This is a genomic window from Myxococcus sp. CA039A (genome assembly GCF_013336645.1).
GTDB lineage: Bacteria > Myxococcota > Myxococcia > Myxococcales > Myxococcaceae > Myxococcus > Myxococcus llanfairpwllgwyngyllgogerychwyrndrobwllllantysiliogogogochensis.
Genome location: NZ_JABUMQ010000070.1, coordinates 23291 through 36973, shown reverse-complemented (window position 1 = coordinate 36973; position 13683 = coordinate 23291). Strand labels below are relative to the sequence as shown.

Annotated in this window: 10 protein-coding genes; 4 read left to right on the top strand and 6 right to left on the bottom strand. The window is 69.9% G+C overall.

All coding sequences use genetic code 11. The annotated features are described in order from the left end of the window. The coding region (locus HR086_RS49770; protein WP_373564298.1) for a DUF4215 domain-containing protein at window positions 1–698 on the bottom strand (698 nt) is incomplete at its 3' end. A 788-nt stretch (window positions 699–1486) separates the two neighbouring features. Here HR086_RS49770 and HR086_RS14230 point away from each other — a divergent pair. After that, window positions 1487–2935, top strand: a complete 1449-nt coding sequence (locus HR086_RS14230) for a chondroitinase-B domain-containing protein (RefSeq protein WP_174463318.1) — start codon at window positions 1487–1489, stop codon at window positions 2933–2935. A gap of 54 nt (window positions 2936–2989) precedes the next feature. On the opposite strand, the gene HR086_RS14225 is transcribed toward HR086_RS14230, so the two are convergent. The 4 genes from HR086_RS14225 to HR086_RS14210 form a co-directional block, all read right to left on the bottom strand. Further along, window positions 2990–4573, bottom strand: a complete 1584-nt coding sequence (locus HR086_RS14225; protein ID WP_174463317.1) for an SDR family NAD(P)-dependent oxidoreductase — start codon at window positions 4571–4573, stop codon at window positions 2990–2992. 138 nt (window positions 4574–4711) lie between these two features. After that, the gene (locus HR086_RS14220; RefSeq protein ID WP_174463316.1) at window positions 4712–5554 is read right to left on the bottom strand and encodes a GIN domain-containing protein; all 843 of its coding nucleotides are present in this window, start codon (window positions 5552–5554) and stop codon (window positions 4712–4714) included. A 72-nt stretch (window positions 5555–5626) separates the two neighbouring features. Beyond that, window positions 5627–7003, bottom strand: a complete 1377-nt coding sequence (locus tag HR086_RS14215; RefSeq protein WP_174465902.1) for a hypothetical protein — start codon at window positions 7001–7003, stop codon at window positions 5627–5629. Window positions 7004–7042: 39 nt separating this feature from the next. Next, the gene (locus tag HR086_RS14210; protein ID WP_174465901.1) at window positions 7043–8278 is read right to left on the bottom strand and encodes a GAF domain-containing sensor histidine kinase; all 1236 of its coding nucleotides are present in this window, start codon (window positions 8276–8278) and stop codon (window positions 7043–7045) included. A 290-nt stretch (window positions 8279–8568) separates the two neighbouring features. Here HR086_RS14210 and HR086_RS49415 point away from each other — a divergent pair, with 290 nt between their 5' ends. The 3 genes from HR086_RS49415 (at window position 8569) to HR086_RS14195 (ending at window position 12596) form a co-directional block, all read left to right on the top strand. Next, complete coding sequence (locus HR086_RS49415) at window positions 8569–10356, top strand: HEAT repeat domain-containing protein (RefSeq protein WP_174465900.1); 1788 nt, start codon at window positions 8569–8571, stop codon at window positions 10354–10356. Window positions 10357–10398: 42 nt separating this feature from the next. After that, window positions 10399–11118, top strand: coding sequence for a hypothetical protein (locus HR086_RS14200; protein ID WP_174463315.1), 720 nt, complete (start codon window positions 10399–10401; stop codon window positions 11116–11118). A gap of 110 nt (window positions 11119–11228) precedes the next feature. Then, a complete protein-coding gene (locus HR086_RS14195) occupies window positions 11229–12596 on the top strand; it encodes a tail fiber domain-containing protein (RefSeq protein WP_174465899.1) in 1368 nt (455 codons plus the stop codon). Between the two features lie 50 nt (window positions 12597–12646). On the opposite strand, the gene HR086_RS14190 is transcribed toward HR086_RS14195, so the two are convergent. After that, on the bottom strand, window positions 12647–13633 hold the full coding sequence (locus tag HR086_RS14190; protein WP_141646209.1) for a DUF2278 family protein: 987 nt from the start codon (window positions 13631–13633) through the stop codon (window positions 12647–12649). Between the last annotated feature and the right edge of the window lie 50 nt (window positions 13634–13683).

Here is a 13683-nt window from a genome sequence, read left to right as displayed (position 1 = left end):
ACCTGGGCGGGAGGTGACTCGATGGTGATGACGCATTGGAAGCCGGGTTCGAGCTCACACGACGACGAGCAGCCATCATGGGCGCGCGTGTTGCCGTCGTCGCATTCCTCGGTCGTGTCGTTCGGCAGCAGCACTCCGTCGCCGCAAACGGACTCACAGACGCCGTTGGTGCAGAGAGGCTCCCTCATGCAGAGCGGGGAGCAACCGTCGCCGGTGTCGTTGTTTCCATCGTCGCACTGCTCGGTCCCTTCGGTCACCTGGTCGCCGCAGGTGGTGCGGCTGCACGGCTGGCCGACAATGGGGCACTTGTAACCGGACTCCAGACGGCACGAGCCGTTACAGCCGTCCGCGGAGGTGGTGTTGCCGTCCTCGCACTCCTCTTGTCCGGCGAGGATGCCGTCGCCGCACGCCGCCGCGCCGCAGGCCCCGCCGTTCGCCGGGCAGCTCCAGCCGGTCTCCACGGCACAGCTCGTGTCGCAGCCGTCGTTGCTCGTCGTGTTGCCGTCGTCGCAGACTTCCTGGCCATCCACCTGGCCGTCGCCACACACGGGAAGCAGGACACAGGGCTGGCCTGCCTGCTCGCACACCCAGCCAGGTTCGACCTCGGCGCAGCTCGCGGAGCAGCCGTCGCCGCTCACCGTGTTGCCGTCGTCACAGGCCTCCGAGAGCTGGCGGTGGCCATCGCCGCAGGTGCTCATTCCGGCGTCGGGTTCAGGGGCAGGTCCCCCGTCAAGGGGCCCCGCGTCCGGCTCCGGTGCCGGTCCCCCATCAAGCGGCCCCGCGTCCGGCTCTGGTGCCGGTCCCCCGTCGAGCGGCCCCGCATCCGGCTCCGGTGTCGGTCCCGCGTCGGTCTCCGGGACTGGTCCGGCGTCGGTCTGCGGTGTCGGTCCGGCGTCGGTCCCTGGGGTCGGTCCCGCGTCGGTCTCCGGGGTCGGTCCCGCGTCTTGCTCTGGCTGGGGGCCCGGCCCTCCGTCGGTACCCGTGTGGGTGCCTGAGTCCTCCTCGTTGCCGGGCGTGCCGGAGTCCTCTCCGCCGTCGGGCGGGCCCGCGTCGCCACCGCTGTCTGGGATGGACGCATCGGGGGGCCGGGTACCGGCATCCGTGTTGGGAGAGTCATCTCCGCCGCACGCGGACAAGACAAGGAACAGGGTGGCGAGCAATGCGCTCAGCGACCGCGAATGAACACGAGGAATCTGCATAGGGATGAGAGAAGGAAGTGAGGGTTGAGGCGGAACTTGGAGGGTGACTGACTCCAGATGTTGTCGATCGGCGATGGCCCGCCTGGGCGCAGCATGATGCCCGGAACCGCTGACATCATTGGGTGTTGTCCCCTGCGCTTCGGACGTTCAGGAATGCTTGAGATTTGTACCATGGTGACAGGTGCCACCCCATCGACAGACCATGGGCCGCCCGCCCCCGGGTGTAGCCCCGGACCCACGGAGGGAGATATCCGCTAGGGTCGCAGACCCCCGTGATTGGAGTCCCCATGCGACCCTCCTCCCTGGTCCTGCTCCTGCTGCCCCTGACTGGCGCCGCCGCCGTGAAGAACGTCTCCACCGTGGCGGAGCTGCAAGCCGCGCTCGCATCGGCGAAGGCCGGTGACGACATCGTGCTCGCGGACGGCACCTACACCGTGAACGCGAACCTGGACTGCAAGGCGGAGGGCACCGAGGCCCAGCCCATCACCGTGCGCGCCGCGAATCGCCATGCGGCCCTCATCCGCTTCAACGCCGTGGAGGGCTTCAAGGTGTCGGGTCGCTCCTGGGTCTTCGACGGGCTCACCATCGAGGGCATCTGCGCGCGAGACCCAGACTGCGAACACGCCTTCCACGTCACCGGCCACGCGGAGGGCTTCGTGTTGCGCCACAGCCGGGTGCGCGACTTCAACGCGCAGCTCAAGGCCAACGCGACGAAGAACACCGAGGGTGTCTTCGAGATGCCCCACCGAGGGCTCATCGAGCACAACGACATCTACGACACGCGCCCGCGCGCGACGTCGACTCCCGTCACCAAGCTCAACATCGACACGGGCGACGACTGGGTGGTCCGCGACAACGAGCTGCACGACTTCTCCAAGCAGGGCGGCATCTCCTACGGCGCCTTCATGAAGAGCGGTGGCAAGCGCGGCCTCTTCGAGCGCAACCGCGTCGTCTGCGCCAGGGACCTGCCGGCCTCGGACACCCGGATTGGCCTGTCCTTCGGCGGCGGCGGAACGGGGGCCGCGTTCTGTGCGCCGGCCTTCGATGCGAACGTGCCGTGTGACCCCGAGCACTCGGATGGCATCCTGCGAAACAACATCGTCGCGAACTGCTCGGATGTCGCCGTCTACCTGAACCGGGCCACGCGCACGAAGGTGCTGTTCAACACCTTCATCGGCACGACGGGCGTGGACTTCCGCTTCGCGTCCTCCACCGGCGAGGCCCACGGCAACGTGTTGTCGTCCGTCATCCGGGGCCGCGACACCGGCAGCTTCACGGCGGGCACGAACTTGATGAACGTGGCCACCGCCACCTGGACGTCCTGGTATGCCGCGCCCCTCCAGGGCGACTTGACGCTCAAGGGCTCCGTGTCCCAGCTCGTCGGCGCCGCCGCCCCCAATGCCCTCGTCAGCGAGGACTTCTGCCGGCGTCCTCGGCCCTCCACCGGGGCGCACACGCTGGGCGCGCTGGAGCATTCGCTGGGCAACTGCGAGCCGGGCACGGGTGAGCCCGACGCAGGTTCCGGAACGCCCGACGCGGGCTCGGGCCAGCCGGACTCGGGGAGCGGCAACGCGGACGCGGGGCCTTCGGATGCGGGCTCTTCGGACGCGGGTCCGGGGCCGGACAAGGACGCGCCTGGGGACGACGGTGGATGCAGCGCCAGTCCGGGCCTGTGGCCCCTGCTCCTCGCGCTGCTGGTGCCGCTGAGCCTGCGCCGCCGCTTCCGCCGCGAGTGAACGCGGTGGGCCCCTGGCTTTTCCGTCAGGGGCCCGCGCGACGCGGGGACATGCTCACCACGCGGTGTGGCGGTAGTCCTTGAAGAAGTTGCCCCACGAGAACTGGCCGGTGTTCTCCGAGAAGATGACCGGGTCCACGATGCGGGCCGCGCCGTCGATGATGTCCAGGGGAGGCTGGAAGTCGAGGTCCACCACCTTGCGCTCCGAGAACAACACCGGGTCCTCGTCGGTGACCCAGCCCGTGTCCACCGCGTTCATGTAGATGCGGTCCTTGGCGTAGTCCGCCGCGGACGTCAGCGTCATCATGTTCAGCGCGGCCTTCGCCATGTTGGTGTGGGGGTGCCGGTCCGTCTTCGTCCCGCGCGAGAAGCTGCCCTCCATCGCCGACACGTTGACGATGTGGCCCGCCGAGGAGCGGTCGCGCATCATCAGCGGCTTGAGCTTGCCGCAGAGGATGAAGGGCGCCACCGCGTTGATCAGGTGGACCTCCAGCATCTCCGCCGTCGGCACGTCCGCCAGCTTCATCCGCCACGAGTTCATGTTGCGCAGGTCCACCTGCTGCTCGTCCGCGTCCAGCCGGCCCTGGGGGAAGAGGGCGCGCGTGTCCCCCTCCTGCTCCATCGCGTAGGGCAGGAGCGACAGCGCGGCGGACGAGTGGATGCCCAGCGCCGGGTCGCTGCTGCGCCAGGTCGTCGTGAGCGAGGAGGCGTCCACCGTGCCGCCGGTGCCGAGCATGGGCGTCACGGTCTCGATGCAGGCCCGGTGTCCCGCGAGCAGCGGACGCGCGGCCTCCGGCAGCTGTTCCAGGCGGAGCTGCTCGCCCTCGAGCAGGTGCGCGTAGAAGCCCGGAGGACGGCGGACCGTCTGCGCCGCGTTGTTGATGATGATGTCCAACCGCTGGTGCGTCTGCTCCACGTACGTGGCGAACAGCTCCACGCTGGGCGCGTGCCGCAAGTCCAACCCGTGGATGTGCAGCCGGTGGGACCAGTCCGCGAAGTCAGGCTCCAGCACGTAGCGCCGCGCCGCGTCCTGGGGGAAGCGCGTGGTGGCGATGACGGTGGCGCCCGAGCGCAGCAGCATCAGCGAGGCCTGGAAGCCAATCTTCACGCGTGCGCCGGTGATGAGCGCGACCTTGCCGTCCAGGGAGGCGCGCTGGGTCCGCTTGGCGTAGTTGAAGTGCGCGCACTCCAGGCACATGGAGTCGTAGAAGAAGTGCAGCTGACGGAACTCCGCCTTGCACACGTAGCACTTGCGCGGCGTCTCCAGCAGCTGCCCCGGGTTCTCCTCGGGCGGGGGCGGCAGCATGGGCACGTTGAAGACGGGCGCCCGGCGCATCAGCCGGATGCGGGTGGACGCCCGGACCTCGCGGTCCTTGGTCTCCTTCTCCTGCCGGCGCTCCCGCCGCAGGGCCTTCTCCAGCCGCGTCTTCGCCCCACGGTCCGGGTGCACCAGGCGGCCAGCGGCGACCAGGAGGGCGAGCTTGTCCTCCTCGGGGAGCCGAGTGAGCAGGATGCGGTCCTCCGCCGCGGCCTCGAGGAGGCGGGTGCATCGACGGACGTCCTCCAACGAGAGCGAGGAGGGCGACGTGAGGTCGGTATCAGCGGGGAGTGCGGGCGACGAGGTCTCTGCGTCCTTCATTCCCGCGGTGAATATCCCGGAGGCGCCCGCGAAGAAAGGCCGGTGGTGGCGGAGGGCTCGGTAGGAGGGGAGGCGGCCGTGCTGTCCGGGGGAGGAGGGCCCCCGCCCTGGGACGGCCCGCCCGCGACCCAACGTCGGTCAGTGCCAGTTGACCCTGCCGCTGCCATTCACGCGGATGGAGCGCACGGAGGCGTCGCCCCACAGGTCCACGTCGCCCGACGCGTCCAGCGAGACATTCACGGTGCCGCCCTCGACGGTGGCGCTCGCATCGCCGGAGCCCTCGGAGACCAGGTCCAGGTCCACCGCGCGCAGCTCGCGGGCTTCCAGGTCACCACTGCCTTCCATCCGCACGTTCAGCCGCGAACTGGTGCCCTTCAGCTTCACCCGGCCGGAGCCCTCGCTGGCGACATGCACGTCGCTCGCGGCGCCCGTCCAGCTCAGCTCGCCGGAACCGGACAGGGAGAAGTCCGCCCGCTCCACGAGCACCGAGTCCGGCATGCACATCACCACCCGGCCGGAGCCCTCCACCTTCGCCTCCACCGTGCGGGCTCCGCCGCAGTAGCGCAGGCCGCCCGAGCCCGTCGACTCCAACCGCACGTGCTCCTCGGTCTGGCCGATGAAGCCCTCCACCGTCATCGAGCCGGAGCCTTCCAGCGTCGCGCCCACCAGCCGTGGCACCGTGATTTCCACCCGCGCGGTGCCCTTGGGGTGGAGGTTGCCGTCCGTCACGATGAAGAGGGACGCATCCGGGCCCTTGAAGGTGCGCACGTTGTCCTGGAGGTTCGAGTCCAGTGTCACCTTGAGCGTGGCTGTCTCCCCTTCGCGCACCACCACGTCCAGGTTCCCTTCATGGGTCACCGACTGGAACGCCTCCACCTGGCGCTCCTCCGTGACGGTGTCTCCGTTGCCGTGTACGTCGAAGTCACTGCAGCCCGCGAGCCACCACGCCGTGAGTACACCCGCCGCCACGCGCTTCCACATGTCCTGCCTCCAGTGAAGGGGGCGCGCAGTCCAGGCGCGCTGTCCCTGGAACACCGGGGGCTCCGGAAACTGTCACTCGACCCGGACCTGGGGTGAGGGCAGTCGTGCCGAGGCCACCGCCAGGCACAGCGCCGCCACGACGAAGTAGTAGTAGTTGCAGAACGCTTGTTTGTTGAAGGCGAAGAAGGTGGCGTAGGTGAGGGCCGTGGCGGCGGCGAAGCCCGACGGCGACCGGGGCGCGCGCCACAGACTCAGGCCCAGCACCAGGGCCACCGCGACGAACGGTATCCAGATGGGCGGAGGCGCATGGCCCCGGGCGACCCACGCGGCCAGGTAGCTCAGCGACTCCGTGCGAAACGGCTGGTGGATGTGCAGCGCCACCACGCTGTGGAAGAACGCCTTCACGTCCGGAAGCGCGAACGGAAGGCTCACGGCCAGGGCGGTGGCTCCCGCGCGCCAGAGCAGGCCCCAGAGCCGCCGGGGCTCGGGAACCAGCAGGAAGGCCAGCGGCACGAGGAACACCGTGTGCTGCTTCACGGCGAGCGTCAGCCCGAAGACGTAGGGGAGGGCCCGAGGAAAGCGGAAGGCACAGAAGACGCTCGCCGACAGCAGCATCACCAGGAACGGCTCCGTCCAGGACTGCTCCAGCACGAAGAAGCCGCGCGGCGTGAGCAAGTAGAGCGCGGCGGCTCCCGCGCCCAGCCGTCCCCCACGCGCATACGCCATCAAGCCCGCCGCCACCGCCGTGGCCACCAGCTGCGCGTAGCGCGGGTCGCCCGCCAGCACGCGGCCGAGCGTGGCGAACACCAGGCTCAAGGGAGGATAGGGAAAGCCGAACAGCAGACGCCCGTCCCTCGCCAGTCCCTCTCCGTACCAGAGCGTATGCCCGTAGATGTTGGGGAACGTCATCGCGAACGGATTGCCGCCGCGCAGCAGCTCGTCCGCGCCCTGGAGCTGGAACACGAAGACGTCGATGTTCGGCGACGGGGCATGCCGGAGAATCCATCCCCCAAGCAGCAGATACACCCCCAGCAGCACGGGCACGCCCACCTGCCGCAGTCGCTCCGGCCCCGCCAGGAGCGCACCCGACACGAGCGCCGCGGTGGCCAGGTGCGCATGGAAGGGCGCAAAGGGCCAGGGGCCGTTGAGCCGCAGCGCGGACGAAGGGTAGTCCGAGAGCAGGGCCTGGAGCTGCCACAGCAGCGCCACTCCCAGGAGCAACGCGAGCACCGGCTCCGCCCACCGCCAGGGACGACGAAAGCCCGGGCCGACCACCGCCAGCAGGCTCAGGCCCAGGCACTTCGTGAGGCCTTGAATCGAGTCCTCGCGGAGCGTGCCATTGGTGAGCTGGAGCGTCAGCGCGAGCACCGAGGCCGCCGCCAGGCAGAAGACGGGGAGCCGCCAGGGGTCAGCGAGGGGTGGCTGGGGGAGCGACGGCGTGGACTCCATTGCGCGCGTTATACCCGCTCTCGCGCGAGGGAGGGGCCGTCAGCCGCAGCGCGGCAGATGGATGCTGAAGGTCGTTCCGCCCGCCAGGGTGGAGGTCACCTCGATGCGGCCTCCGTGCGCTCGGGCAATCTGGTCCACGATGAAGAGGCCCAGGCCGACGCTGCGCCGCTCCACTCCGGCCTCCGTTCCACGTCGCATGGGCTCGAAGAGGGTGGGAATCACGTCCATGGGGATGGGCGGTCCGGCGTTGTTCACCCGAAGCACCAGCTCCAGGGGGCTGCCCTCGCTCAGCACCTGGATGCGGGCGCCCGGTGGGCTGTACTGCACGGCGTTGGAGAGCAGGTTGTGAATCACCTGGGCGATGCGGTCCGAGTCCAGGGCGCCCTGTCCATCGCCGCTCGTCTCGACCTCCAGCAGCCGCTCCGGCATGACGGCCTGCACCTCATCCACCGCCTGCTGGGTCAGCTCATGCAGGTCCATGACCTGTCGCTTGACGGGCAGCACCTGTCCCATGCGCGTCTGGGTGAAGTCGAGCAGGTCCCGGATGAGCCGCTGCGCGCGGTCCGCCGAGTCCACGATGCGGCGGATGGCCTTGCGCGCCCGCTCGTCCAGGTCCGTGCGTCGCACCAGCGTGGAGGCGGAGAGGAGGATGGCGTTGAGCGGATTGCGGAGGTCATGGCTGACGATGCCAATCAACTGCTCGCGCAGCAGGGCCGCTTCCTTCGCGCTGAAGAGCTGTGCGTCCCTGCGCTCCAATTCTTCCTGGTTCTCGAGCTGATGGCCGATGAGCTCCCCGAGGTGACGGAACACCTCGAGCTTGTCCTCGGCGAGCAGGGCCGGGTTCGCGTCCAGCGCGCACATGACGCCGAAGAAGGAGCCATCCCTGCGGTACACGGGCACGGCGATGTAGCTCTCCACGCCGTAGAGCCTGGGCGCGGGGTGGTTCGCGAAGCGGGGGTCCTCGCTCGCGTGATTGACGAGCAGCGGCGTCGCGGAGACGCGGACCGTGTTGCAGAAGGTCGTCGTGATGGCCAGCGTGTCGCCCGGATTGAGGCCGAAGTTCATCTCGTCCAGCACGGCGCAACACCGCCACTCCTGGGCTGTGACGCGGGCGACGACGGCCAGCCGCAGCCCCGTGGTCTGCAAGAGCACCCGCAGCACCGTCTTCACGGCGTCGATGCGCGCGATGGCCTGGACGTCCGCGGTGAAGCCGACGGGAAGGGCCGCGGAGTCGACCGGCGGCGGGCGGGCTGGTGCGCTTTCAAAGGCGGCCATGGGAGCTGGAACAGTGGCCTGGTCGCTCATCATTTCACCCCTTGATGCCCTTCTGATGGCCTCGGGGCCCCGAGCGCTCGCGTGCGGGCCACGCGGCGCTTGCCGGGGTGCTGGCGCGGCGGAGGGGCTTGCGGGCGAAGTGTGGAGTTCCGTGCCCTGGGGGCGGATTTGGCGCGGGGCGAGGCAACCCCGGAGGCCCGCCCAGGGAGCGAGCGAGTAGAATCCCGCGCTGTCGGCACGGAGCCAGGGGGGGCAGATGGCACGAGTGCGAACACCTCCAGGGGGCGGCCATGCGTGAGTCCCCGTCGACGTCGGAGCTGCTGCGCCAACTGGCCGGGACGACGAGCGAGGGCACTGGTGAAGGTGTCGCGCGGCTGCGTGCGCGGGCGGACCTGGTCGACGCGGCTCGTGAGGCCCTCGCGGGGGGACAGGAGCGGGAGAAGGTCCTGGCGCTGCTCGCGATGCAGGGACTGGATGCGCGCGGAGCGCAAGACCTCCTGCTCTCGGCGATGGGCGATTCCTCCGCGCGCGTCCGGGCGATGGCGGCGCGGGGACTGGCCCTGGCGCCACGACAGGTGGCCTGGAGTCACCTGGTCACCGCGCTGGCGGATGCGGACAGCGCGGTGCAACGACAGGCCATGGAGGCACTGGCGCGACTCGACGTCTCCGAAACGGGAGCGCTGCTGGGCGCGCGCTTCGGTTCCGCGACGGAGTCGGAGCGGCTGAACATGCTCGATGTCGCCAGGGAACAGGAGGCACACACCTGGCTGGCCCTGGCGCGGCAGGGGCTCGTGGACGCGGCGCCCTCCGTCCGGGCCGCGGCGGTCGCGGCGATGGCGACCGTGGAGGACCCGTCCGCGGACCGCGTGCTCGTGGAGGCGCTCCAGGACGTGGATGAGCAGGTGCGCCTGTCGGCCGTCGAGGCCCTCACCCCGCGTGCCTCCCTTCCCACCACGCCGCTGCTGCCGCTGCTCGCGGATGTCTCGCCCACGGTGCGGATGCGGACGGTCCACGCGCTGCTTCGTCGAGGAACCTCGGACGGCTGCGAGCAGCTGGTTCGCCTGCTGGATGATCCGCTTCCCCCGCTGCGAGAATTGGCCATCCTCGCGCTCGGCCAGCTCGGCTGCGGCGCGGCGACCTCCCGGCTGGTCGACGAAGCCCGCCGCGCCTCCGACGCGGAGGAGCGCGCCGCGCTCGTCACCGCGCTCGGGCGTCTGGGCGGAGGCGAGGTGGAGCCCGTCATCCAGGAGGCACTCGGGGACACGTCCGCGCCCGTGCGTGAGGCGGCGGTGGTGGCGTGGCCTCGCGTTGTCGGACTGGCGCGGGCGCTCGCCCCGCTGCGGGGACTGTTGCGTGCCGACCCGGACTGGCAGGTGCGTTCCCAGGCCGTGCTCGCGCTCACGGGCGCGGCCCCCGAGGCGGACGAGGACCTGTCCCTGGCCCTCACCCGCGACGTGGACCCGAGGGTCCGCACGGCTGCGGCACGGGTGCTCGCGGACAGGGCGGGAGAGGTCGCGGAGCGGGCCCTGGTGAAGGCGCTCTCGGACCCGGAGCCCGAGGTCCGGTTGAAGGCGGCGCGCTCGCTGGGGCGACGGCTGGCGGTGGAGGCCCATCCCGTGTTGTCCGCGCTGGAGGGCTCGGAGCCGCGCCGCGATGTCCGGGCGGAGGTCCGACTGGCGCTCTCACGTCTGGAGCGGGCGCGCACGGGTGGCGATGAAGAGTCACCTCCGGAGCGCGAGCTGTATGACCCGGCGGGGCAGGGGGTGGCCTTCGCCACGTGGCTGAGAGACCCTGACTGGTACCCCGTCTCGGACCGCCTGGTGTTCTACCGGGAAGGGGCGCTGGAGAGCATCGACCTGGATGAGCACGTCCAGGTCCATGACTACTCCGTCGATGTCGGCCACCTGCGCCTGCGACGCGAGGGGGCGCCAGACCTATTGACCGCGTTCCAGGTGGAGCGCACGACCTGGCCGACTCCGGAGCAAGGCGACCAGCCCTGCTACCGGCTGGAGCTGCACACCGACGTGCTCACCGGCACCGGCCAACCCCGGGTCTTCTATTGCTTCGACGTCCGCTAGAGTCACCGCGTTGCCCGCACCGTCCTTCGTCTCCGAGGCTCCATGCGCCACGCGACTCTCGTGCTCGTCCTCTTGCTGGCCTCCGCGTGCCGATGCACCGAATCCGTGCGCAGCGAAACCGTGGGCTCCGCGGTCGTCACCCATGTGCGGAGCTGCGAGGCGCTCGACTGGGAGAACAACTCCTGCCGGACGGACTCCGTCATGGCGGTGGGGAAGGTGCGCATCACGGAGGTGAACTCCGTCTCCGCGAGTCCCTCCCAGACACGCGCGCTGGTGAGCCTGCGAAACGGTACGGCCGTCCTCGTTGACACCCGGTCCGGAGAGAGTCTCAGCCGCTTCCCCGTCTTCGCCTCGGCGCAGGAGTGGTGTGGTGACTCGGAACTGATCGTCACGTATGCCCTGGCGAACTTTGGCGTGACGGAGGGCTACAAGGGCACCACCCTGGAGCTGGTGTGGTTCGAGAGCGACACGGAGGTCCGCCGTGCCGTGGTCCACAAGGGCCTGCGCCCCGTGCCCCGCGTCCTGTGCGGGCCCGCTCACACGCTGGCATTCGCGTTGGAGGGCGAGAAGCGGGAGGACCCGCCGGAGCTCTACCGCTGGAGCGAGCGCGAGGGACTCCAGCTCGTGGAGACCTGGCCCGGGCCCCTCGATGAGGGGGGACCGCCGGCCCTCGTCCTCTCCTGGGCCTCCTCGGGACGGCCCTCCTGGTGCGCGCTCCAGCCGCCGTATTCCCAGAACCGCTGCGTTCCGCCCGCGCGCTGACCCGCACGGTGCGCAGCGGGTCGCCCCCTGGTGGAAAAATGACCCCACCCCCGAAGACTTGAACGCGACCCCGTTCTCCCGCCGCAGGCCATCGGAAACCGGGAGACCGCATGAAGACCAGGTCGCTGTTCGCCGCGCTGGGGTGTCTGTCCTTGGGCACCGTGGGGTGTAGCTCCGAGGCGCCTCCTGCCCAGAGCTGGGAGGTGGGCTCGGGGCTTCGGCTGGATGACGACAGCGTCGTCAGCGTCGCGTACGGCTCGGGTCCTGGCACGGTGGTGGAGGGCAATGACCCCCGGCTCGCTGACGCGCGCGCGCCCCTGCCCGGCAATGGGAGCTACATCCAGAACGGGACGCAGGCCCAGGACGCGTCGCTGTCCCTGTCGGGCGTGGCCACCGCGAAGTCCGGCCTGTTCGTCGACGCGGCGGCGGGAGTCGGCGCGCCCGTGCCCCTGCTGCGCGTCGTGAACACGAGCACGGGCACGCCTGTCTGGGACGCGTTGCCCCTCTTCACAGTGGATTCGGGAGGTGGGTTGCTGGCGCGCGGAGAGCTGGGCTACGGCAAGGTCCCGATGAGCGGCGCGGGGATGCGGCTGATGTGGTCCCCCTTTCGCTCCGCGTTTCGCGCGGGTTATGCGGATGACGAATGGAATGAAGCCAACCTGGGGTTCTATTCCTGGGCGGGAGGGGTGAAGACCCGGGCGAGCGGCTTTGCCGGCTTCGCCTTCGGCGATGGGTGCCTGTCGAGCGGCACGGGGGCGGTGTGCTTCGGCTCGCAGAACCAGTCGACTGGCAGCGTGAGCTTCGCGAGTGGCGCGAACTCCATCGCGAGTGGCTTCGGCTCCGTGGCCATGGGCTACACCAACACCGCGACGGGCCAGGGCTCCATCGCGGTGGGATATCGCGTCACGGCCGACGCGGACTACAGCACGGCCCTGGGGCAGCGGGCGTCGTCGGGCGGCTTCTCGGGCTCGTTCATCTGGGGAGACCAGTCGACCACCGCCTTCGTCAGCAACACCGGGGCGAACCAGTTCATGGTGCGCGCGGCGGGCGGCGTCTTTCTGCGGACCAACGCCACGTTGACCACGGGCTGCAATCTTCCGGCGGGCTCCGGCGTGTTCAGCTGCACGTCGGACCGCCACCAGAAGGAGGACTTCCGCCGCATCGACGGAGAGCAGCTCCTGGCGAAGGTGGCGCGGCTCCCCGTGGAGAGCTGGCGCTACAAGGAGGAGGCCTCGGGCGTGCGTCACCTGGGGCCGGTGGCGCAGGACTTCCGGGCGGCCTTCGGACTGGGAGTCGATGACACCAGCATCGGCATGCTCGACATCGACGGCGTCAACATGGCCGCCATCCAGGCGCTGGAGCGACGCACCCGCGAGCTTCACGTGCGGGACGCCGAGGTCGACGCGCTGAAGGCGGAGCTGGCGGAGCTGAAGCGCGGCGTGGCCGAGTTGAAGGCCGCGATGTCTCGCGACCGCTGATGGGGTTGGAGTGGGCCCACCGGCAACCCCCGTGTCACATGTCCGTCGTGTCAGAAGACGACGGTCCAACCGGGGCGACGGACCTGCTCCTTCACGTACGAGACGCCGTCCACCTTCAGCCCCTGGGCATCGAGCAGGTTGATGGAGCCGCCCTGGTTGGTGAGCTCCACGGGCTTCTGGACGCGCAGCACGCGGGTGGCGCCGGGGGCCAGGTCTCCGCTCAAGGTCTGCTGGTGTTTCTTCCGGTCCGCGAGCACCCAGCCGGAGAGGGACACCGGTGCGGGTGACGTGTTGAGGAGGGTGACGGTCTCCTGCTCGGGCGCGTGGGTGTCGTTGACGAGCGCGGCGATGATGCGCACCAGGCCGTCATGCTGTTCGGGCACGGGCGTGGTGAGGGCATGTCCCGTGCGGTCGTCGGTGTGCCAGACCTGGGACTGGAACTTGAGGAAGATGCCCACCCACTGCTCGGGCTCCGCGAAGTGGAGGAGCACACCGCCGTCCTGCCACACGCCATCCTGGCTCGCGAAGGAGGAGTGGTTGCCCTGGTTCATGTGGATGTCGTGGATGCCGCGTCCGGGGCTGAAGCCGAAGTACTTGTCCTTCGCGCTCTCCGGTCCCCACGTCTCGCCGAAGGCGTAGACGGTGGCCTGCTCGTCCGCCATGGCGCGCTGGAAGAAGTGGTCCAGCTTCTCGTTCAAGTCGTTGTCCGGCCCCGGCACGTTGGGCGACAGCGCCTTCATGAGCGAGCGGTCGAAGAAGTTGCCCCGGATGTAGTCGAGCGCGCGTCCGCCACCTCCTCCAGGCAGGGCCGTGAAGCCGAGCGGCAGGGCCTTGAGGGCGTCGGTGGATGGATGCCGGAAGTTCTCGTCGACCAGGTACTCCAGGTCCGACGGCGGCAGCTTGGAGCTGACGTTGATGGCGATGCGGTGGTCCGCGTCCTGGTCGACGAGGCGGACCTGATAGTGGGGACTGGGGCCAGAGCCCAGCCGTCGCGCGATGGCGGAGCCCTTCAGCACTCCGTAGTTCTTGAGCGGCATGCGTGATTCCTCCTCCCGGGGAAGAGGCGTCACGCGCCGGATGTCTCGCG

What these genes read in the sequence shown, in the direction of transcription:
- HR086_RS14230 (WP_174463318.1), top strand. Translation starts at nt 1,487, where the DNA reads ATGCGACCCTCCTCCCTGGTCCTGCTCCTGCTGCCCCTGACTGGCGCC.
- HR086_RS14225 (WP_174463317.1), bottom strand. Translation starts at nt 4,573, where the DNA reads ATGAAGGACGCAGAGACCTCGTCGCCCGCACTCCCCGCTGATACCGAC.
- HR086_RS14220 (WP_174463316.1), bottom strand. Translation starts at nt 5,554, where the DNA reads ATGTGGAAGCGCGTGGCGGCGGGTGTACTCACGGCGTGGTGGCTCGCG.
- HR086_RS14215 (WP_174465902.1), bottom strand. Translation starts at nt 7,003, where the DNA reads ATGGAGTCCACGCCGTCGCTCCCCCAGCCACCCCTCGCTGACCCCTGG.
- HR086_RS14210 (WP_174465901.1), bottom strand. Translation starts at nt 8,278, where the DNA reads ATGGCCGCCTTTGAAAGCGCACCAGCCCGCCCGCCGCCGGTCGACTCC.
- HR086_RS49415 (WP_174465900.1), top strand. Translation starts at nt 8,569, where the DNA reads ATGCGTGAGTCCCCGTCGACGTCGGAGCTGCTGCGCCAACTGGCCGGG.
- HR086_RS14200 (WP_174463315.1), top strand. Translation starts at nt 10,399, where the DNA reads ATGCGCCACGCGACTCTCGTGCTCGTCCTCTTGCTGGCCTCCGCGTGC.
- HR086_RS14195 (WP_174465899.1), top strand. Translation starts at nt 11,229, where the DNA reads ATGAAGACCAGGTCGCTGTTCGCCGCGCTGGGGTGTCTGTCCTTGGGC.
- HR086_RS14190 (WP_141646209.1), bottom strand. Translation starts at nt 13,633, where the DNA reads ATGCCGCTCAAGAACTACGGAGTGCTGAAGGGCTCCGCCATCGCGCGA.